Here is an 18897-nt window from a genome sequence, read left to right as displayed (position 1 = left end):
AAAGTTGCTAAACACTCACAGCCCATGATCGAATCCTTCCTCCCGCCAGCCTCAGCGACGAGGAAGTGAAAATTGACCCGCTATGCCAAAGACACCGGTGCCGCGACAGCGATTGCGGCAGGCGCGGTGGCGATCATGAGTCTGCAGGTCCTGGCCGCCGGCCCCGCGGCAGCCCAGCAGGCGACGCCCCAGCGGTCCATAGCCGCGGCCGGCGTCACCAGGGACAGTGCCGAGGGGATCTGTATCCCCACCGTCGCCCCCCGCGGCTGACACGCCGCCGCCAGGGTGCGGCCGTCACCTCCGGGCGGCCGCACGCCCTCAGGCCGGCAGAGCCATCAGGAACTGCCCCGCGAACAGGAACGCCGCGCAGAAACCCACCAGCGCCGGCAGCCACTGCCAGATGCCGCGCGGGGAGTCGAAACAGGCCAGGTAGCCGAGGACGGAGACGGTGCCGGTCAGGGCGCCCAGCCAGAACGGGAGACCGTCGTGGTGGGTGGACAGGATGGCGACGGCGGCCAGCAGGCCGAGCGGCGCCAGAAGCTGTCCCGTGCCGGGTGCGGGCCGCCGGGTCTCCGCCGTAGCGTTGCTCATGGCGCCGGATGCTACCCGGCAGGAGGAGCTGTGGCGGCTCACCGCGCCAGCCGGGAGCGGATGACCGAACTCCGATTCCCGCTTCCGCTCCCGCCCTCCTGCGCACCGCTCTGACCAGGCACGATCGCCCGTTCGACGGTAATGACAACGGTCACCGGTGCAGCCTTTGGATCTTTCGCCGAAGTGCGGTTTGCTTCGCAGCGAGGAGCCAGGAAGGAGCGCGCCGATGAGCGAGCACGCCCATAGCCACGGGCACGGCCACAGCCATACGCACGGTGTCTCGCCGGACGCGGACCGGCGCTGGCTGCGGGCCGCGCTGATCCTGCTCACCGCGTACATGGCGGTCGAGGTCGTCATCGGTGTGGTGGCGCAGTCCCTGGCGCTGATCTCGGACGCCGCCCATATGCTCACCGACGCCGTCTCGATCGTCCTGGCCCTTATCGCGATGCGGCTGGCCGCCCGGCCGGCCCGCGGTGGATACACCTACGGGCTCAAGCGCGCCGAGATCCTCTCCGCGCAGGCCAACGGCATCACGTTGCTGCTGCTGTCGGTCTGGCTGGCGTACGAGGCGGTCGAGCGGCTGATCTCGCCGCCGAAGGTGACCGGCGGGCTGGTGCTGATCACCGCGCTGGCCGGGATCGTGGTCAATCTGATCTGCACCTGGCTGCTGTCCCGGGCCAACCGCTCCAGCCTGAACATCGAGGGCGCCTACCAGCACATCCTCACCGACCTGTTCGGGTTCGTCGCCACCGCGGTCGCCGGTCTGATCGTGCTGACGACGGGCTACGAGCGGGCGGACGCGATCGCCTCGCTGGTGGTCGTCGCGCTGATGCTGCGGGCCGGTACGGGGCTGGTGCGGGAGTCCGGCCGGATCTTCATGGAGGCCGCGCCGGCCGGCATCGACCCGGACGCGCTGGGCGACCATCTGGTCGCCGCGGACGAGGTCGTCGAGGTGCACGATCTGCACATCTGGCAGATCACCTCCGGGCAGCCGGCGCTGTCGGCGCACATCCTGGTGGCGCCGGGCGGCGACTGCCACAAGGTCCGCCGCAGTCTGCAGGAGCTGCTGAGCGGGGAGTACGGCATCACCCACGCCACCCTCCAGGTCGATCATGTCGGCGAACAGGGCGCGCCCGATCAACTGCTGACGCTGAGTCCGCGGCCCGGCCCCGGCTCCGACCCCGAGCAGCAGGCCGGCCACTGCGAGGACGCCCATGGTCCGGTGCACCGGCAGGGGCCGCACCGGCACTGAACGTCCGGAGCCTGCGCGCGGCGCCTCATCCCCTCACTCGGGTGAACCCGGGCCGGGTGGGGGCCGCCTGCCGCCGGTGGGGGCGGCCGCGATGCTCGGATGACGGCATGAGAACCGCCGTTGTCTGCGCGCTGCTGTGCGCCGCCACGCTCCCCGGACCCTCCGCTGCCGCGTACGCCCCGAAGGCACCGCCCGCCGTCTCGGTCACGGTGGCGGTGACCGACGGCGCCGACGACTCCGAGTCCGGCAAACGGCTCGACTACCGCATCACCGTGCACAACCTGGGCGCCTCGGAGGTCCACGGCGCCCGGATCGAACAGCGGATGCCGGCCACCACGACCTCGGTGACCGCGCCCGGCGGCACCGTCGAAGGGCGCGGTGTGGGCGAGCAGAAGGCGATCTGGCGCGCCGATCTGCCCGCGCACGACATCCAGGTCTTCACCGCCAGGGCCGTGCTCGGCGGCCGTACCGACCTCTCGGTCTCCGGCGCCTCCGCCGCTCCCGGTACACGGCGCGCGGCTGCCACGGTCTGTGTCTACGTCGGCGACTCCTACGCGCCCACGGCCTGCTCGGGCGATCTCGACGACCTGCCGGACGCCGCCCCGGAGAGCGCGGGCGGGGGCGGCGGCTGGGCGGGCTGGGCGGTGGCCGCCGTGGCCACCGCGCTGCTCGGGCCGGGGGTGGTGCGGGCGGTCCGGCGGCGGCGACGCGTCGCACGGGCGGGCTGAGGCCGGGGCCGGCGGGCCGGGGCCGGCGGCGGGGGCCCGGTCACCCATTGGCACCGGCCCCGCTCGCGGGCGGCGGCGGTTCCCATTTGCCTGGAAGGTGGCCGTAGCGCGTCCTGCGGAACTCCTCCGGCCCGGCCGGTCCCCGGGATGCGCCCCCGTCGCCGTGCAGGAAGGGACCGGACGCGATGTCAGCGAGCGCACCCGTACGTCCGGGCGGGCGGGTGACGGCGGGGAGACGGTCTCCGCACGGGCCGCGTTGGCGCGTACGGGGGCTGGCCGGCGGGGTGTTGCTGCTGGTCGGGGCGTTGCTGCTGCCGCTGGGCCTGGCCGCGCTCTGGGCGCGGGCCGAGCTGACCGAGACCGACCGCTATGTGGCGGCGGTGGCGCCGCTGGCCGGGAACACCGCCGTTCAGGAGGCGGTCGTGGACGATGTGACCGACGGCGTGATGGCGCACATCCGGCTCGACGGGCTGCTGAAGGCCGTACCGCGCGCCGAGCGTCCCGCGGTGCGCCGCCACTTCACCCGCGGCATCCGCCAGTTCGTGGCCAAGCAGGTGCGGCAGGTCGTCACCGGCCGCGGATTTCCCGCCGTGTGGAACGGGGTGCACCGGACCGCCCACCGGACGCTGGACGGCCGGCTGGCCGCGTCCGGCCGGTCCGCGGTCACCCTGGATCTCACCCCGGTCGTGGAACGGGTCAGGCGTCAGCTGTCCCACAACGGCATGGGACTCGATCTGCTCCGGCGGGTGCCGCGGGCCGGGGTCGAGGTCGTGCTGCTGAAGGCGCCGGACGTGCCACGGATCCGGACCGTCTACGAGGTCGTCCGCACCGGGGCGCTGCTGCTGCCGCCGACCGCGGCGGTGTGTCTGACCGGCGGGCTGCTGCTGGCACGGCGCCGTCGGCGGGCGCTGATCTGGGCGGGGCTGAGCTGCGCGGCGGCGGCCGGCCTGCTGGCCGCGGCGCTGGCACTGGCCCGCAGCCGCACGCTGGACGCGCTGCCCGCCATGGTCTCCCGCCCGGCCGCGGGCGCCTACGCCGACGCCCTCACCGGACCGCTGCGCACCGGGGTCTGGCTGCTGATCGGCGCGGGGACACTGACCGCGGCGCTGGCCGCGGCGGGGCCGTCGGCGGTCCGGGCCCTGCGCGCCCGCCGACTCGCCGCCCGCACCGGCACCGGCCGCTGAACCGCTGACCGCTGAACCACCGGCCGCTGACCGCTGACCGCCGCTCAGATCGCCAGTACGGTCTTCCCCTGCGCCCGGCCGGTGCGGCTGGTCGCCAGGGCCTCCGGCGCCTCTTCCAGGGAGACCTCACGGCCCACGAGGACCGTCAGACGGCCCGCGTCGACATGTCCGGCGAGGATCTCCAGCAGCTGCGGGGAGGGGCGGTTGACGAAGTTGAAGCCGCGCAGATTGTGCTCGGTGAGCTCGTCCGCGTCGGCCGAACCGATCAGCGAGACGGCGGTCCCCCCGTCGCGTACGGTCCGGGTCAGTTCGGCGAACTCGGTGGGCCCGCTGGTCATATCGATCAGCACATCGACACCGCCCGGATGGTTCGCGAGGACCTGGTCGGCGATCGGGCCCACGGTGTGGTCGACGGTCTCGGCGGCGCCCAGCGTGCGCATCAGCTCGGCCTTGGCCGGGCGCGCGGTGGCGATCACCTCGGCGCCGCGGCCGGCCGCAAGCTGGGTGACAAAGGTGCCGACGCCGCCGGTCGCGCCGACGATCAGCACCGTTCTGCCTTCCGTGATCCGGGTCTCCTCGACCAGGTTGTACGCGGTCATACCGGCCGTCGGGAGCGCCGCGGAGGTGGCGTAGGTGACGCTGCGGGCGGCGTGCGCGATGCGGTCCTCACCGGTGACGGCGAGTTCGCAGTACGAACCGCCGCCCTGATCCGGCCGCTGGAACTGGCCGAACACCGCGTCGCCGATGGTGAACCGCCGCACCCCGCTGCCGATGGCGAGCACCTCGCCCGCTCCGTCCGATCCCAGGACGAGGGGGAACACGGCCGGCACGGCATCGCCGAACATCCCGTCGGCGAGCTTCCAGTCGACGGGGTTGAGTCCGGCGGCGGACAGCCGCACCAGGACCTCACCGGGCCCTGGTTCGGGCTGCGGCAGCTCCATGAGCTGAGGCTGTTCACCGAAGGCGCTGACTGCTACGGCTCTCATCGTGGCGCTCCCTTCCACCTTCCGACCGGTGGCCGAAGTGGATCGTAAGCACGTCGGCCGGGCCGGAGGCGGCAGGAGGAGAGGCGGTGCGGCGGAAGCAACTCGTACGGCCCCGCTGGCCGGGGCTGTCCGGCCGCTGTTCGAGATGACACGGCCGAACGGCACGGGGTTCAGCCCTCCGGAAGGTCCGCCTCGGGTACATATGACGCCATGCGCGTTCTGGTGGTGGAGGACGAGGAGTGCCTCGCGGACATGATCGCCGCGGAGCTGCGCGGTGCCGCGATCGTGGTGGACATCGCCCACGACGGGCGTGCGGCACTGGCCGGACTGCGACACGTCGGGTACGACGTGCTCGTCCTGGACGACGGGCTGCCCGCACCGCACGGCGACGCCCTGCGCCGCTATGTGGCGGAAGAGGGGCTGCCGACCCGGGTGTTGCTGCTCACCGCGTCCGGCCCGGACGACCGGACGCCGGACCCGGGACCGCCCGCCGACGGCTGTCTGGCCAAGCCCGTCGTCCCCGAGGAGTTGCTCACCCGGGTCCTGGCCCTGGGCCGGACCGCCCGCCGCGCGGTGCCGCAGGTCATCGAGCGGGCCGGCGTCACCGTCGACACCGCGCGGCGGCTGGCCGCACGCGATGGCCGGCCGCTGGCGCTGTCGCGTACGGAGTTCGGGGTGCTCGAAGTGCTGCTGCGCGCACAGGGCGCGGTGGTCAGCGGCGACGACCTGATCGAGGAGGTGTGGGAGGAGCACACCAGCTACGGCGGCAACGCCGTACGCGTGACCCTCGGCGCACTGCGCGCCAAGCTCGGCGACCCGCCGGTGATCGAGGCCGTGCCGGGCGCCGGGTACCGGATGACCGACGGGGCACCCGATTGCCCGCATGACGGGTCCGGTCACGGGCCGCGGGATTCAATGGCGCAATGATCCGGTTCGACTCCGTCACCAAGCGCTACCCCGACGGGACCACGGCCGTCGACGGCCTCTCGTTCGAGGTCGGCGAGGGGGAGCTGGTGACGCTGGTCGGGCCGTCCGGCTGCGGCAAGACGACGACCATGATGATGGTCAACCGGCTGATCGACCCGACGCAGGGGCGGATCTATGTCGACGGTGCGGATATCGCCGGCGTCGACCCGGTCACCCTGCGCCGCGGGATCGGCTATGTCATCCAGCAGACCGGCCTCTTCCCGCACCGCACGGTCCTCGACAACACCGCCACCGTGCCCTTTCTGACCGGCTGGAAGAAGGCCAGGGCCCGCGAGCGGGCCGCCGAACTCCTGGATCTGGTCGGCCTGGACCCGGCCGTCTACGGCCCGCGCTACCCCGAGCAGCTCTCCGGCGGCCAGCGTCAGCGGGTCGGGGTGGCCCGTGCGCTCGCCGCGGATCCGCCCGTGCTGTTGATGGATGAGCCGTTCGGCGCGGTCGACCCGGTGGTCCGTGACCGGCTGCAGAAGGAGTTTCTGCGGCTGCAGGCCACTCTGCACAAGACGGTGCTGCTGGTCACCCATGACATCGAGGAGGCCATCCGGCTCGGCGACCGGATCGCGGTCTACGGAGCCGGCCGGATCGAGCAGTACGACACCCCCGCGAGCGTCCTCGGCGCCCCCGCCACCCCTTATGTCGCCGAATTCGTCGGCACCGACCGGGCGTTGAAGCAGCTCTCGGTCACCGGTATCGACCGTGCCGACCTCGAACGCCCGCCGTTCGTCCGGCTCGGCGAACCCGCCGCGGAGGCCAGGGCCCGGCTGCGGGCCGAGGGCGCCCGCTGGGCGGTGGTGCTCGACGAGGACGGCGCACTGCACGGCTGGGTGGGCACGGAGGAACTGGCCGGCGGAGAAGGCACGGTCTCCGGCCACGCCCGCCGGATGGAGGCATGGGTACCGGTGACCGGCACTCTCAAAGCGGCCTTCAGCGAGATGCTCAAACACGATGCCGGATGGATCGCGGTGCTGGACGGCCACCGGTTCCTGGGCGTCCTCACCCCGACCACCCTCCATGAGGCGCTGCGGCGCACCATCGGTTCGGATGAGCAGGGGGTACCGCGCGAGCGGGCCGAGGTGGACTCGGTCCCCACACAGTGAGCGGCTGGGAGGGGGTGGGGCGTTTCACGTGAAACGCCGGCCCTGCCTCCCTGCGCGGTGTTTCACGTGAAACACCGGCCCTGTCACCGCTGGGGCAACAGCCCTTTGGATTTCAGGTAGTTGCGCGCCACATCCGCCGGCAGCCGCCGCCAGCTGTCCACCTGCTCATTGAGGTACGCCAGGTCGGCAGTGGTCAGCACCTTGTTGAGGCGGTTGAGCGCGGCGGCCGGCCCTTCGCTGCCCGCACGGGCACGGTTCACGACGGGGATCACGTAATCGGCGTTCTGCAGCTTCTTGTCATCGGTGAGCAGCACCAGGCCGAACTGGTCAAGAGTGGCATCGGTGCTGGTGGTGAGCACCATCTGGTCCTTGCCGGTCTGCACGGCCTGCTTGGCGGGCGTGGTCCCGACACCCTTCGGGTCGATCGCGGTGATGTTGATCCCGTACCGCTTCTTCAGCCCCGGCGCGCAGAACGGCCGCTGGACGCACTCATCGCCCGCGGCAAGCCGCACCGGAAGCTTGGCGCGCCCGAGATCGCTGAGGGTCTTGAGGTAGTGCTTGCGCGCGTAGGCGGCGCTCACCGCGAAGGCGTTCTGGTCGACGGCCCGCCCGGCCGGAAGCACGGTCAGTCCGCGCGGACCGGCGAGCTTGCGCAGCGCGGTCATGGTGGCGCCGATGTCGGGCGAGGCCACCGGGGCCGCCTTGGAGCCCTTCTTCTTGGCGTTGAGCCAGTCCGCGAAGGTGGCGGCGTACTCGGGCACGACATCGATCTGCCCCGCCTCCAAGGCGGGTTCGTACAGCTCGCGGTTGCCGACGGTCACGACACGCGTCCGGTATCCGGCGTGATCGAGCAGCGCCGCGTACATCTGGGCGAGCAGCTCGCTCTCGGTGAAGCCGGCCGAGCCGATGGTCAGTTCGTGGCTGTCGCCGGGGGAGGCGGTGATCGCGGAGCGGGTCTCCAGGGAGGGGCCACCGGCACAGGACGACAACGCGAGCAGGGCGACGGCCCCCACGGCCGCCACCGCGGCCCTCATCGGGCCCGTCCGCGTGCCCACCCCGGTGCCCACCGCTGCGCCAGCTCGAAGGCGGCCTCCATCAGCAGTGCGAACACCGCGACCAGCACCGCTCCGGCGACCACCTGCGGGGTGCTGGCCAGGTTGAATCCGGCGGTGATGATCCGGCCGAGCCCGCCGCCGCCCACCAGCGCGGCGAGCGTGGCGGTGGCCACCAGCTGGACCGCGGCGATCCGGATACCGGTCAGCACGAGCGGAAAGGCGAGCGGCACTTCGACCCGCCACACCAGCTGGGTGCCGGTCATCCCCATGCCCCGTGCGGCCCGCACCACGTTCTGGTCCACCTCACGCATCCCGACATACGCATTGGTCAGCAGCGGCGGAATGGCGAACAACACCAGCGCGATGATGGTCGGCCACTGCCCGTGCCGTCCAATCGGAGTGAGCAGCAGCAGGACGAGTACGGCGAAGGTCGGCACCGCGCGGCCGATGTTGGCGAGGTTGACGGCCAGCGCCCCGCCGCGGCCGAGGTGGCCGAGGGTCAGGGCGACCGGCAGCGCGATCAGGGCGCTGATGACCAGGCAGGCGAAGGTGAGCACCAGGTGCTGTTCGAGGCGGTGCCAGACGCCGTTCTCACCGGACCAGTTGGTGGCGGTGGTCAGCCATCCCCAGACCGCGGAGACGGTGTTCATGTCCGCCGTCCGAGGGCCGCGACCAGGCGCTTCGGTCCGGCGGCCCGGGTCCGTACCCGCGCCCGCCGGCTCGCCCGGCGCCAGGGGGTGAGCAGCCGTTCCACGCCGAGCAGCAGCAGATCGAAGACGACCGCGATGAGCACACAGAGCACGGACGCGGTGAGCACCTGCGCCTTGAAGAAGGAGTTCATCCCGGCGTAGATGAGGTTGCCCAGTCCGCCGTATCCGACGATGGCGCCGACGGTGGTGAGCGCGACCGCCGAGACCGTGGCGATCCGCAGCCCGGCCATCGCCGCCGGTACGGCCAGCGGCAGTTCGACGGTCAGCAGTTGCCGCATCGGCCCGTACCCCATGCCCCGGGCGGCTTCCGTGGCCTCGGCGGGGACGCCGTCCAGCCCCGCCAGGATGTTCCGTACGAGCAGGGTGAGGGAGTACAGCGCGAGGCCGACCACCACGAGGGTGGCGGACAGCCCGTAGAGCGGCAGCAGCAGCGAGAACATCGCCAGCGACGGGATCGTGTAGATCACGGTGGTGATGCCGAGCACCGGCCCGACCGTCCAGCGTCTGCGGCGGGCCAGCAGCGCCAGCGGGACCGCGATCACCAGCCCGAGCGCCACCGAGGACACCGTCAGCTGGAGGTGCTGTATGAGCGCGTCGAGCAGGATCTGCCGACGGGTGCTCAGGTAGTCGCCGCAGATCCAGTCGTTGTGCGCCAGACAGTCGTCCGGCGGCGGTGCGGTCACGGTACGAGTCCATCGCGGCGGGGGCGGGGTGTCGCGGCGGACGCGTCCGATCGGGGTGAGCGCGGACAGCCGCCCCCGCACCTCCCGCCCGCTCCCTCTCACTCGCCCCGCCACCTCCACGGCCCATCTACACACCGCAGGTACACACCCCACGTATAAATCGCGTGTGTACTACGTGTGTATAGTTCCCTCCGAGTTCCGACGACCGCTGTCACCGAGGGTCGGCGCGGCGCGGGTCACCGCCCGGCCCGCGCCACCTTCACCACGCACAAAAGCGCTGGTCAGGGGCTCGCTTTCGCCCCGCCCGCGTTCGAAAAGAGGCCCCATGCCGAAGCCGATGTCCGCGGCCCGCCGCACCTCCATAGCCGGGCTGCTGACGGCCACGTCCCTGGTCCTGGCCCTCAGCGGCTGCACCACCTACGACGTCACCGCCCCGGCCGACGCCCGCGCCGACGCACCGGCGGCCGAGGTCAAGAAGAAGGACACCGCGGACGCCAAGGCCAAGGACGGCAAGGCCCGGGGGAACGACGTCGACTGCCGCAAGGCCAAGTGCGTCGCGCTCACCTTCGACGCGGGCCCCAGCGAGAACACCAACCGCCTGCTGGACATCCTCAAGGAGGAGAAGGTCCACGCGACCTTCTTCATGCTCGGCGAGAACCATGTCGCCAAGCGCCCCGCCGAGGTGAAGCGGATCGACGCCGAGGGCCATGAGCTGGCCAATCACACCTGGTCACACCAGATCCTGACGGATATTTCGCCCGCCGCGGCCAAGCGCGAGATGTCCCGCCTCCAGGAGGCGGTCCACAAGATCACTGGCAAGACGCCCACGCTGATGCGCCCACCGCAGGGCAGGACCGACGAATCCGTCTCCAAGATCAGCAAGGACCTCGGCCTGGCACAGGTCCTGTGGAGCGTGACCGCCAAGGACTACCAGACCAACGACTCGGCCCTGATCACCAAGCGGGTGCTCGAACAGACCGAACGCGACGGCATCATCCTGCTGCACGACATCTACAAGGGAACCGTGCCGGCCGTTCCCGGCATCCTCAAGGAGCTGAAGAAGCGCGGCTACACGGTCGTCACGGTCTCCCAGCTGCTCTCCCCGGCGAAGCCGGAGCCGGGAATGGTCTACCGGCCCTGAGCGCACTCCACGCCCGGTGCCCGTATTGGCCCGCCGTCACCCCGTGCCGGTACCGGGGGCCTTGACCGGACCCGCCGTCCCCCTGGCGCCGAGCCGGTGCCACCAGTGCCGGCGCCGTGGGTGCACGGCCCGGCCCAGCCGCCGCCCCAGCAGCAGATAACCGATCAGGGCCCCGGCGCAGTTGAGGATCACATCGTCGATGTCGAACGCCCGGCCGGTGATCAGCGCCCCCTGCACCAGCTCCACCAGCAGCATCACCAGCGCGGTCGCCGCCCCCACCCGCACCAGGCCCCGGGCCCGCGGCACCAGCACCGGCAGCAGCACCCCGAACGGCAGGCCCAGCAGGACATTGCCGCCGAGCTGTTTGACGGTGTCGGCCGGCTGCGGCTGCCCGAGGTAGCCCCGGATCGAGTCGCCGGGGCTGAGGTTGGGGTGGGTCAGCGGCACCGACACCGCCGACGGGGTCAGCGTGACCCGTGCCAGCGCCGCCGCGAACGCCACCATCGCGGCGAAAGCCAGCACCAGCAGCAGAATCCGGACCGCCAACGGGGCCCGCGCGGCCACCGGTGACCAGGCTGCCTCGTCGCCCTCTCGCGTATGCGCCATGGGAACTCCCGGTGTGCGTGACGGACGGTGCGCCCGAGGACATCCCGGTTACCCGAGGTGCCCCGGATCATGCGGCGCGGCCCGGCCCCGGACCGTCGGCGGCCCTCGGCGGCACACACGCAACAGGGGCGCCGGACCACTCCGGCGCCCCTGTTCGGCTCACTCGCGGCTCACCCCTGGGGGCGCTCCGCCTCCACCCGGCGGTGTCCCTTGTTGTCGTCGGACGCCGACGGCGCCGGGGACGGTGTGGTCCGCTGTCCCGGGGCGCCGCCCTTCGCCGTGCCCGGCTTGCGCTGCGGGAGCGGCTCGGTGTCCTGCGGGAACGTCAGCTGCTGGCTCTGCCACTCCAGCGCCGGTGCGACCTCCCGACGCCAGGTCGTGAACTGGTGGCTGCCCTGCGGCAGGATGATCGAGTCGACCGTCATCGGCGACTTGGCCGCCCGCAGGAACTTCATGGTGTCGCCGTAATCCGCCTCGCCCTTACGGCTGCTGGCCACCAGCGCGGAGACCTGCGGCGCGGGCAGGTGCTTCAGCCGCCACAGCAGATCGTGCTCGCGCTCGCGCCGGGCGCCCTCCGGGCCGGGGCCGAAGAGGCTGCCGGTGGTCAGGTCGTCCTTGATCGCGTAGTCACCGGAGAGCGAGACCGCCGAGGTGTAGATCTTCGGGTTGCGCATCGCCAGCTGGAGCGAGCAGGTACCACCGGACGAGTAGCCGAACGCGCCCCAGGCACTGGAGTCCCGGCCCACCCGGTAGGCCGACTTCATGGCGTCCGGCAGATCCTTGGTGAAGAACGTCTCCGCCTGCGGCCCGCCCGGCACATCCACACACTCGGTGTCACGCGGCGGAGCGATCGTCGGCCGGACCATCACGATCACGGTCGGCTGCATCTTGCCCTGCGCGATCAGCCGGCCCGCGTTCTGCGGCACCTGGAGGTGCTGCGCGAGGTTCATGATCCCGCCGGGGTAGCCGCTGATGACGACCATGACGGGGAACCGCTGGCGGCGGAACTGCTGCTGGAAGTACTGCGGCGGCAGATAGACGAAGCCCGGGTTGATGGCCCGGCTGCGACGGCCGACGATCTTCACCGACTCGACCTTGCCCACCCGGTCGGCGGGCCCCTTGGGCAGTCCGCTCACCCGGTCGAGCCCCTGCGGACCGGCCGGCTGGACCAGTCCGCCCTTGAGGTTGCCGACCGAGGTGTACTGCCCGCCGCCCTGGCTCACGGCGGCCGGTGCCTCGTCGGTGTTGCCGAGCAGTTCGTCCCAGTTGCCGTAGAACTCGTAGTTCGTGTTCACGGCGAGAGCGAGCGCACACACGATCGACACCTGGGTGACCAGGATCGCGCCCAGCCTGCCGAGGACGGCTCCCACCCCGCGCCGCGCCAGCCGGGGCCAGAGCCAGACCGTGGCGGCCACACAGGCCACCGCCAGCACGATCACCGTGTATTCGAGCGACTGACTGGTCAGCCCCATGCGCCCACATCTCCCGTCACGCTCGAAAGGTTCTTGCCTCTTCACCGGCCGCCTGGGGATGCCCCCTAGGCACAACGGACGGCTCCGGACAATGGTCACCGGAGAAGATGGGCACACCTGCGCATCGGATAGCTGAGCGACACACTTCTTACCCTGCTCTTGCCACATCGTTTCCCCGGCGTGATGTGCCGGGGGCAGGGGAGGGGCGCCGGGCGCGTCATGGGGCGAACGGGCGAGCGCGGGACGGGAGAACGCCCCGTGGGACGGGGATGCGGCCCCCCGTCCCACGGGCCCCCGGCGTCGCGTCAGACGCCGATGTCCCGCCCGTCCTTCCGCCATACGCTCACCACGGAGGGGCGGACCAACTCCCCTTCCCCGTCCGGCCATTGCGAAGCGGGCTGCTCCACACTGGCCCCGTCCACCTCACCCGGATGCTGCACGGCGACCATCACCCGCCGCTCCTGTACGACGGGCCCGCAGGTCTCGGCCCCCGTGGGGACCGTCAGGAACTGCCGGACCTCGCCCCGCCGTTCCCCCGAGGTCGCCACCCCGAACAGCCCGTCATGGCTGCCCAGCGCATTTCCGTCGGTGGAAATCCAGAGATTTCCGTGCACATCGAAGGTGATGTTGTCCGGGCAGGAAATCGGGCTGACCTGGTCCTTGGGGAATCCGCCGAAATAGGTGGCCGGGTCCTCCGGGTCACCGCAGACCAGGAACAGCCGCCAGTCGAAACGGTCCGCCGCCGGATCGTCCCACCGCTCACTCAGTTCCAGAATCTGCCCGTGCTTGTTCTCCTTGCGCGGATTGGCCTCATCCACCGGAGCCTTGCCCGCCTTGCCCCGGTCGCTGTTATTGGTCAGGGCGATATAGACCCGCCCGGTACGGGGGCTGGGCTCGACATCCTCCGGCCGGTCCATCTTCGTGGCACCCACCTTGTCGGCAGCGATCCGCGTGAAGACATAGACCTCTTCCGCTGTCATTCCCGGCACATGCGAGGTGTCGCCGCTGGCCAGCGGAATCCACTTCCCCGAACCGTCGAATTCGCCGTCCTTCGGCAGCTTGCCCGACCCGTCGATCTCCCCGGCCGGACTGTCACCGGTGAACTTGGCGACATAGAGCGTCCCCTCGTCCAGCAGCGTGCGGTTGTGTTCCCGCGCGGCGCGGGAAGTGCCCCGCTTCATCCGCCGGGCGGAGACGAACTTGTAGAAGTAATCGAACTTCTCGTCATCGCCCATGTAGAGAACGGGCCGGCCGTCCGCCGTCAGCCGCGGTTCGGCCGCCTCGTGCTTGAACCGCCCGAGCGCGGTCAATTTCCGCGGCGTCGAATCGGGATCGTAGGGGTCGATCTCCACGACCCATCCGAACCGGTTCACCTCATTCGGCTCCCGCGCCACATCGAAGCGCTTGTCGAACCGCTCCCACTTCCGCTCGCTCGCCTCACCGGCAATTCCGTACCGCTTGAGCCGGGCCGCCACCGTCGGCTCGGTGACACTGCCCCCATTGGCGAAATACTGGTTGAAATTCTCCTCGCCGGAGAGCACCGTCCCCCACGGCGTGATGCCACCGCCGCAGTTGTTGAGCGTGCCGAGAATCCGCGTCCCCTTGGGGTCGGCGGACGTCTTCAGCAGATCACTGCCCGCCGCGGGGCCGGTGACCTCGAACGGCGTGGTGCCGGTGATCCGCCGGTTGAGCCGGTGGCGGTGCACCGCCGTCAGCCGCCCGCTGTGCCGCTCCTCCTGGGTGACCAGCACGGACAGCCCGTGTGCCGCCCAGCCGATCTCGGCCTGCTCCCGGGTCGGCGCGTCCGGGTCGTACCCGGCGAACATCAGCTGCTCGTCCGTGTACTCGTGGTTGATCACCATCAGCTGACGGTGCGTCTCGCCCGGCACGTCCAGTACGGCCATGTAGTCGTTGTTGTAACCGAACTGGCCCGCCTGCGCCTTCGCCGACTGCCGGTCCGGGTCGAAGGCCGGGGCACCGCGCAGAATCGGGTCGCCCCACCGGATGACGATGTTCTGGGCGTGCCCCTCGGGGACGACCACCGCATCGGTCTTGTTCGGCGCCACGGTGGCGAACCGCAGTCCGCGCGCCGCCTTGTCGCTCTTCCCGCCACGGGACGCCTGGCCGGGCACGGGCGCCGCGACGGCCTCCGGCGCCCCCACGCCGCCGCCCACCGCGCCCCCGGCGGCCGCTGCCACGGTCACGACCGCGGCGGCCCGCACCATCGAACGCCGGGAGAGCGCACCGGCGATGACATCACCGACGTAGGCGTTGTCGCTCGTGTTCGGAGTCTCGTGAAAACAGGCGTCGCCGCAGCGGTACCGGCAGGTCATGGCCGAACGCCCACCAGGATGCGTGCCGATCAACGGCAGGAACTTGCGCACGTTTGCCCCTCATTCAGCGGAGTCGAACGATCTCGAACGGTTTTGGGCGCGGTCGAATGGATCCGAGCGCGGTCGTTCGGTTCGTGGTCACGGGTTCGCCGTGACGCTAAAGGGGCTGATCCGCCGCATGACAACGCAAACATGAACACACGGTGAATCCGGGGGTACGGCAGGCCCGCGCGCCACCGTACGAGGGGCCAAGAGGGAGTAATCAGGCTGCCGGGTAAGGACATTCGGCGCCTACTACGGCGGCGGATCTCGCGCGAAGGATGCGGGAAAGATGCGGGAAAGATGCAGTCCGGTATCGAAAATTCCGCACGGAGACAGGCACCGCTGCGGGGTTCCCATTGTTGATCAACCTCGTACGCAGGACCGATGTCTCCCCGGTGGGAGTCAGGTGCGCCGACCGAAACCCTTTCCCCCGCCACAGCCCCCGGATGGCCCACCACACAAGGCGCGGGGTCCCACGATGAGGCCGGTTCCGGCCGCTACCCTTACGTATCCGTCCTGGTCAGGGACATGTCCGTGCGTCACGGACATACGCCGCACCCAGCACACGCAAGAGAGGTTCGCCGATGGGCATTCGGAGTCTGCTGCGCAACGCTTTCGGTCGCTCCAAGGCGACCAGGGAAGAAACCGGCACGGCCCCGAGCGGCGCCGACAAGCCGGAGTCCGCGACCATCCCGGAGGCCCGCGAGGAGTCCACACCGGCCCCCGCCACCCCGGAAGCCGAGGTTCCGGCCGCCCGGACGGCCCCCACGGAGGGACCCGCCACGGACCCGGCACCGACGACCGCGACCCTGCCCGCACAGGGCAGCCGCGCGGAGCGGGCGGCGGAGGCCGCGTCCCCGGCCCGCGAGGAGTCCCCGGCCCGCGAGGAGTCCACCGACCTGGACGCTGCCGACGCGCTCGTGAGCCAGGCTTTCGACAACCCCGGCCCGACGCCTGCGGCCACGGCCGAGGCGGAGGCGGAGACGGAGGAGCCGGTCGAGGCGGAGGCCAAGGTCGAGGCGGAGGTCGAGCCCGAGGCCGGCGCAGAAGCCGAGGTCGTCGCGGAGCCCGAGCCCGAGGTTGCCGCCAAGGAGGAGGCAGCCGCAGAAGCCGAGGCGGCCGCTGAGACGGCGCCGGAGCCGACGGCGGAGCCGGACCAGAAGGCGGCGGCCACCCCGGAACCCGTAGAGCAGCCGGAGGCCGAGGCGAAGCCCGCGGCCGAGCAGCCCGAGGACGAGCCGAAGGCCGCGGACCTGCCCGAGGACGAGCCGAAGGCCGCGCCCGCGCCCGAAGCCGCCCCCGAAGCCGAAGCCGAAGCCGAAGCCGAGGCCGAGGCCGACGCCGAGCCCGCCGCCGACGCCGTCACCGCCTCCCCCGCCGCGTCCTCCCTCCCCACCACCGCCCCCGCCCTCGTCAGCCTCTACAAGGCCGCGGGCAGCACCCTGGAGAAGCACGGCCTCGCCACCCAGCGCGCCGCCGTCTACCTGGTCCTGGACCGCTCCGGCTCGATGCGTCCCTACTACAAGGACGGCACCGTCCAGAACCTCGCCGAACAGGCCCTCGGCCTCTCCGCCCACCTCGACGACGACGCCACCGTCCCGGTCGTGTTCTTCTCCACCGACGTCGACGGCACCGCCGAGATCGGTCTGACCAACTACGAGGGCCGCATCGAGGAACTGCACGCCGGTCTGGGCCACATGGGCCGTACGAACTACCACTGGGCCATCGACGCGGTCGTCGACCACTACAAGAAGTCCGGCGCCACCGCCCCGGCCTTCGTCATCTTCCAGACGGACGGCGCCCCGACCTCCAAGCCGGCCGCCGAGAAGGCGCTCTGCGAGGCCGCCGGGCTCCCCATCTTCTGGCAGTTCATCGGCTTCGGTGACCCGGACGCCAAGGGCTTCGACTTCCTCCGCAAGCTCGACGACCTGGCCGTCCCGGAGAAGCGCACCGTCGACAACGCCGGCTTCTTCCACGCCGGCCGCGACCCCCGCAGCCTCTCCCACGACGAGCTCTACCAGCAGCTGATGGTCGAGTTCCCCGAGTGGCTCACCGAGGCCCGCGCGGCCGGCGTCCTCAAGGACAGCTGACCGTCCGCACCGCCACCACACCCCGACACCCCACCGGCCGCGGCCGGGCTCCCACGGGCCCGGCCGCGGCCGCCGTTGTGTGTGCGCCCCGCTCCGCGCCGTCGACGCGCACCACAAGAGGCGAGGCCCCGCGCCCCTCCCTACGCTGAATGGGTGAAGCGCTCCGTTCGATCCGGTTGCTCTGCGTTGGGGCGGCGGGTGGCCGGGGTGGCCGTACCAGCCGAGCGAGGCGGGTCGTGATGAGTGACGCGCACCCAGAGGGAGGTCCCGCGCCCCCTCCCAGGGCCCACACCCCCAGCTGGGCCGTGCCGGCGAAGCCCGATCCACGGCGCTGGTGGGGCCTGGTGGTGATTGCGATCGCGCAGTTGATGGTGGTCCTGGACGCCACCATCGTGAACATCGCCCTGCCGTCGGCGCAGCGGGATCTGGGAATCTCGGACGCCAACCGGCAGTGGGTGATCACCGCGTACACGCTGGCGTTCGGCGGGCTGCTGCTGCTCGGCGGGCGGATCGCCGACCTGGTGGGACGGAAGAAGACGTTCATGATCGGGCTGGTCGGGTTCGCGGTCGCGTCGGGGCTGGGCGGTGCGGCCACCGGCTCCGGGCTGCTGTTCGGGGCGCGGGCGCTGCAGGGTGCCTTCGGGGCGCTGCTGGCACCGTCCGCGCTGTCGCTGCTCACCACGACGTTCACCATCGGGAAGGAGCGAAGCAAGGCGTTCGGGATCTACGGGGCCATCGCGGGCGGCGGCGCGGCCATCGGCCTGATCGCCGGCGGGCTGCTGACCGAGTACCTGGACTGGCGCTGGTGCCTGTATGTGAACGTGCCGATCGCGGTGATCGCCTTCCTGGGGGCAGCGGTCTTTCTGCGCGACAAACCGGAGCGGGACCGGGTGCACCTGGATCTCCCGGGCGCGGTGCTGGGCTGCGGCGGTCTGGTCGCGATCGTCTACGGGTGCAGTGAGGCGGAGCCACGCGGGTGGGGTGACGGGCTGGTCATCGGGCTGCTGGCGGGCGGTGCGGTGCTGCTGGCCGTCTTCGCGTGGTGGCAGTCGCGGGCACCGCATCCCCTGCTGCCGCTGACCGTCGTGCGGGACCGGAATCGTGGCGGCGCCTTCCTGACCATGGCGCTGGCGGTCATCGCGATGTTCGGGATGTTCCTGTTCATGACCTACTACCTGCAGACCGTGCTCGGTTATTCACCGGTCCGGACCGGGCTGGCCTTCCTGCCGATGGTGGCGGCGATCGTGGTCGGCTCGACGCAGATCTCGGCCCGTCTGCTGCACCGGATCCCGCCACGCTTCCTGATGGTCCCGGGTGCGCTGCTGGCCGCCGCGGGGCTCTTCACCCTGAGGTATCTGACGGCCGAGCCCGCCTATGTGGCGCATGTGCTCCCGGCCATGCTGCTCGTCGGGCTCGGCATGGGCCTGATCTTCATGCCGGTGATGGCGACGGCGACGTCCGGGGTGGCCGTGCACGACTCCGGCGTCACCTCCGCGACGGTCAACACGGCGCAGCAGGTGGGCGGTTCGATCGGTACGGCGCTGCTGAACACGATCGCCGCCTCGACGAGTGCGGTGTTCATCGCGGATCACCTGGCGGACGCGGCCCGGAAGGGCGGCGGGCTCGGGCTCACCCCTGCGGTGCGGGACCAGATCGTGAAGGAGGGGGTGGTGCACGGGTTCAACGTCGCCATCGGGGCGGCCTCGGCGATCATGCTTCTCGCCGCGCTGACCGCCGGCCTCCTGGTCAACGGCCGGGCGCCGAAGGGCGGCCGGACCCCGGCGGCGGACGACACCGAATCGGCGGACGCGGCGGTGTGAGAACGCCCGGCGGGCGGCGGCCCACGGGCTGAGCCGGGCCCCGGTCGGCCGCCGAAATACCGTCGCGGCCACCCCTGCCCCGTCCAGTACGATATTGACGTTCCGTAAAGCAAATCCTCACTC

General features: G+C 71.4%; 17 protein-coding genes. 9 read left to right on the top strand and 8 right to left on the bottom strand.

Features of this window, described 5'->3' with window-relative positions:
- Positions 1 to 135: 135 nt before the first annotated feature.
- Positions 136 to 270 carry a hypothetical protein gene (locus STRTU_RS18160; protein ID WP_269777372.1) on the top strand — a complete coding sequence of 45 codons (135 nt, stop codon included), beginning with the start codon at positions 136 to 138 and terminating at the stop codon, positions 268 to 270.
- 48 nt (positions 271 to 318) lie between these two features.
- Here STRTU_RS18160 and STRTU_RS18155 read toward each other — a convergent pair whose 3' ends face one another.
- Positions 319 to 591 (bottom strand): hypothetical protein, encoded by a 273-nt coding sequence (locus STRTU_RS18155; RefSeq protein WP_159744604.1) that lies wholly within the window; start codon positions 589 to 591, stop codon positions 319 to 321.
- Positions 592 to 817: 226 nt separating this feature from the next.
- Here STRTU_RS18155 and STRTU_RS18150 point away from each other — a divergent pair, with 226 nt between their 5' ends.
- The 3 genes from STRTU_RS18150 to STRTU_RS18140 all read left to right on the top strand — a co-directional run bounded on the left by STRTU_RS18150 (position 818) and on the right by STRTU_RS18140 (position 3755).
- Positions 818 to 1843, top strand: a complete 1026-nt coding sequence (locus STRTU_RS18150) for a cation diffusion facilitator family transporter (protein WP_159744603.1) — start codon at positions 818 to 820, stop codon at positions 1841 to 1843.
- Between the two features lie 107 nt (positions 1844 to 1950).
- Positions 1951 to 2571, top strand: a complete 621-nt coding sequence (locus STRTU_RS18145) for a hypothetical protein (protein WP_159744602.1) — start codon at positions 1951 to 1953, stop codon at positions 2569 to 2571.
- Positions 2572 to 2756: 185 nt separating this feature from the next.
- A complete protein-coding gene (locus tag STRTU_RS18140) occupies positions 2757 to 3755 on the top strand; it encodes a hypothetical protein (RefSeq protein WP_246240701.1) in 999 nt (332 codons plus the stop codon).
- A 44-nt stretch (positions 3756 to 3799) separates the two neighbouring features.
- On the opposite strand, the gene STRTU_RS18135 is transcribed toward STRTU_RS18140, so the two are convergent.
- Positions 3800 to 4741, bottom strand: a complete 942-nt coding sequence (locus STRTU_RS18135) for an NADP-dependent oxidoreductase (RefSeq protein WP_174878886.1) — start codon at positions 4739 to 4741, stop codon at positions 3800 to 3802.
- A gap of 210 nt (positions 4742 to 4951) precedes the next feature.
- Here STRTU_RS18135 and STRTU_RS18130 point away from each other — a divergent pair, with 210 nt between their 5' ends.
- Together STRTU_RS18130 and STRTU_RS18125 are read left to right on the top strand one after the other, a co-directional pair.
- Positions 4952 to 5668 (top strand): response regulator transcription factor, encoded by a 717-nt coding sequence (locus tag STRTU_RS18130; RefSeq protein ID WP_159744601.1) that lies wholly within the window; start codon positions 4952 to 4954, stop codon positions 5666 to 5668.
- Complete coding sequence (locus tag STRTU_RS18125) at positions 5665 to 6822, top strand: ABC transporter ATP-binding protein (protein WP_159744600.1); 1158 nt, start codon at positions 5665 to 5667, stop codon at positions 6820 to 6822. Before STRTU_RS18130 ends, STRTU_RS18125 begins: the two co-directional genes overlap by 4 nt.
- A gap of 83 nt (positions 6823 to 6905) precedes the next feature.
- Here STRTU_RS18125 and STRTU_RS18120 read toward each other — a convergent pair whose 3' ends face one another.
- From STRTU_RS18120 to STRTU_RS18110, 3 genes are read right to left on the bottom strand one after another with little or no spacing between them, the layout of a single operon-like run.
- A complete protein-coding gene (locus tag STRTU_RS18120; protein ID WP_159744599.1) occupies positions 6906 to 7856 on the bottom strand; it encodes an ABC transporter substrate-binding protein in 951 nt (316 codons plus the stop codon).
- Entirely contained in the window at positions 7853 to 8527 is a 675-nt protein-coding gene (locus STRTU_RS18115) for an ABC transporter permease (RefSeq protein WP_159744598.1), read from the bottom strand. Before STRTU_RS18115 ends, STRTU_RS18120 begins: the two co-directional genes overlap by 4 nt.
- The gene (locus STRTU_RS18110) at positions 8524 to 9270 is read right to left on the bottom strand and encodes an ABC transporter permease (RefSeq protein WP_159744597.1); all 747 of its coding nucleotides are present in this window, start codon (positions 9268 to 9270) and stop codon (positions 8524 to 8526) included. Before STRTU_RS18110 ends, STRTU_RS18115 begins: the two co-directional genes overlap by 4 nt.
- Before the next feature lie 325 nt (positions 9271 to 9595).
- Between STRTU_RS18110 and STRTU_RS18105 the strand changes: the two genes are divergently transcribed.
- Positions 9596 to 10411 carry a polysaccharide deacetylase family protein gene (locus STRTU_RS18105; protein WP_159744596.1) on the top strand — a complete coding sequence of 272 codons (816 nt, stop codon included), beginning with the start codon at positions 9596 to 9598 and terminating at the stop codon, positions 10409 to 10411.
- Positions 10412 to 10447: 36 nt separating this feature from the next.
- Here the strand turns inward: STRTU_RS18105 and STRTU_RS18100 are convergent, their stop codons facing one another.
- The 3 genes from STRTU_RS18100 to STRTU_RS18090 all read right to left on the bottom strand — a co-directional run bounded on the left by STRTU_RS18100 (position 10448) and on the right by STRTU_RS18090 (position 14873).
- On the bottom strand, positions 10448 to 11017 hold the full coding sequence (locus STRTU_RS18100) for a VanZ family protein (RefSeq protein WP_174878885.1): 570 nt from the start codon (positions 11015 to 11017) through the stop codon (positions 10448 to 10450).
- Positions 11018 to 11187: 170 nt separating this feature from the next.
- Positions 11188 to 12489, bottom strand: coding sequence for an alpha/beta hydrolase (locus tag STRTU_RS18095; protein ID WP_159744595.1), 1302 nt, complete (start codon positions 12487 to 12489; stop codon positions 11188 to 11190).
- Between the two features lie 305 nt (positions 12490 to 12794).
- Positions 12795 to 14873 (bottom strand): PhoX family protein, encoded by a 2079-nt coding sequence (locus STRTU_RS18090; RefSeq protein ID WP_159744594.1) that lies wholly within the window; start codon positions 14871 to 14873, stop codon positions 12795 to 12797.
- A 575-nt stretch (positions 14874 to 15448) separates the two neighbouring features.
- On the opposite strand from STRTU_RS18090, the gene STRTU_RS18085 reads away from it, so the two are divergent.
- Complete coding sequence (locus tag STRTU_RS18085; RefSeq protein ID WP_159744593.1) at positions 15449 to 16954, top strand: VWA domain-containing protein; 1506 nt, start codon at positions 15449 to 15451, stop codon at positions 16952 to 16954.
- 239 nt (positions 16955 to 17193) lie between these two features.
- The gene (locus tag STRTU_RS18080) at positions 17194 to 18774 is read left to right on the top strand and encodes an MFS transporter (RefSeq protein ID WP_167539170.1); all 1581 of its coding nucleotides are present in this window, start codon (positions 17194 to 17196) and stop codon (positions 18772 to 18774) included.
- Positions 18775 to 18897: the final 123 nt, after the last annotated feature.

Origin of the sequence: Streptomyces tubercidicus, assembly GCF_027497495.1 — a bacterium.
GTDB classification, from domain to species: domain Bacteria; phylum Actinomycetota; class Actinomycetes; order Streptomycetales; family Streptomycetaceae; genus Streptomyces; species Streptomyces tubercidicus.
The sequence above is the reverse complement of the archived record's forward strand: the minus strand, read 5'-3'. Positions and strand labels throughout refer to the sequence as shown.

What these genes read in the sequence shown, in the direction of transcription:
- STRTU_RS18155 (WP_159744604.1), bottom strand. Translation starts at nt 591, where the DNA reads ATGAGCAACGCTACGGCGGAGACCCGGCGGCCCGCACCCGGCACGGGA.
- STRTU_RS18160 (WP_269777372.1), top strand. Translation starts at nt 136, where the DNA reads ATGAGTCTGCAGGTCCTGGCCGCCGGCCCCGCGGCAGCCCAGCAGGCG.
- STRTU_RS18145 (WP_159744602.1), top strand. Translation starts at nt 1,951, where the DNA reads ATGAGAACCGCCGTTGTCTGCGCGCTGCTGTGCGCCGCCACGCTCCCC.
- STRTU_RS18125 (WP_159744600.1), top strand. Translation starts at nt 5,665, where the DNA reads ATGATCCGGTTCGACTCCGTCACCAAGCGCTACCCCGACGGGACCACG.
- STRTU_RS18130 (WP_159744601.1), top strand. Translation starts at nt 4,952, where the DNA reads ATGCGCGTTCTGGTGGTGGAGGACGAGGAGTGCCTCGCGGACATGATC.
- STRTU_RS18095 (WP_159744595.1), bottom strand. Translation starts at nt 12,489, where the DNA reads ATGGGGCTGACCAGTCAGTCGCTCGAATACACGGTGATCGTGCTGGCG.
- STRTU_RS18150 (WP_159744603.1), top strand. Translation starts at nt 818, where the DNA reads ATGAGCGAGCACGCCCATAGCCACGGGCACGGCCACAGCCATACGCAC.
- STRTU_RS18085 (WP_159744593.1), top strand. Translation starts at nt 15,449, where the DNA reads ATGGGCATTCGGAGTCTGCTGCGCAACGCTTTCGGTCGCTCCAAGGCG.
- STRTU_RS18135 (WP_174878886.1), bottom strand. Translation starts at nt 4,741, where the DNA reads ATGAGAGCCGTAGCAGTCAGCGCCTTCGGTGAACAGCCTCAGCTCATG.
- STRTU_RS18140 (WP_246240701.1), top strand. Translation starts at nt 2,757, where the DNA reads ATGTCAGCGAGCGCACCCGTACGTCCGGGCGGGCGGGTGACGGCGGGG.
- STRTU_RS18115 (WP_159744598.1), bottom strand. Translation starts at nt 8,527, where the DNA reads ATGAACACCGTCTCCGCGGTCTGGGGATGGCTGACCACCGCCACCAAC.
- STRTU_RS18100 (WP_174878885.1), bottom strand. Translation starts at nt 11,017, where the DNA reads ATGGCGCATACGCGAGAGGGCGACGAGGCAGCCTGGTCACCGGTGGCC.
- STRTU_RS18105 (WP_159744596.1), top strand. Translation starts at nt 9,596, where the DNA reads ATGCCGAAGCCGATGTCCGCGGCCCGCCGCACCTCCATAGCCGGGCTG.
- STRTU_RS18080 (WP_167539170.1), top strand. Translation starts at nt 17,194, where the DNA reads ATGAGTGACGCGCACCCAGAGGGAGGTCCCGCGCCCCCTCCCAGGGCC.
- STRTU_RS18120 (WP_159744599.1), bottom strand. Translation starts at nt 7,856, where the DNA reads ATGAGGGCCGCGGTGGCGGCCGTGGGGGCCGTCGCCCTGCTCGCGTTG.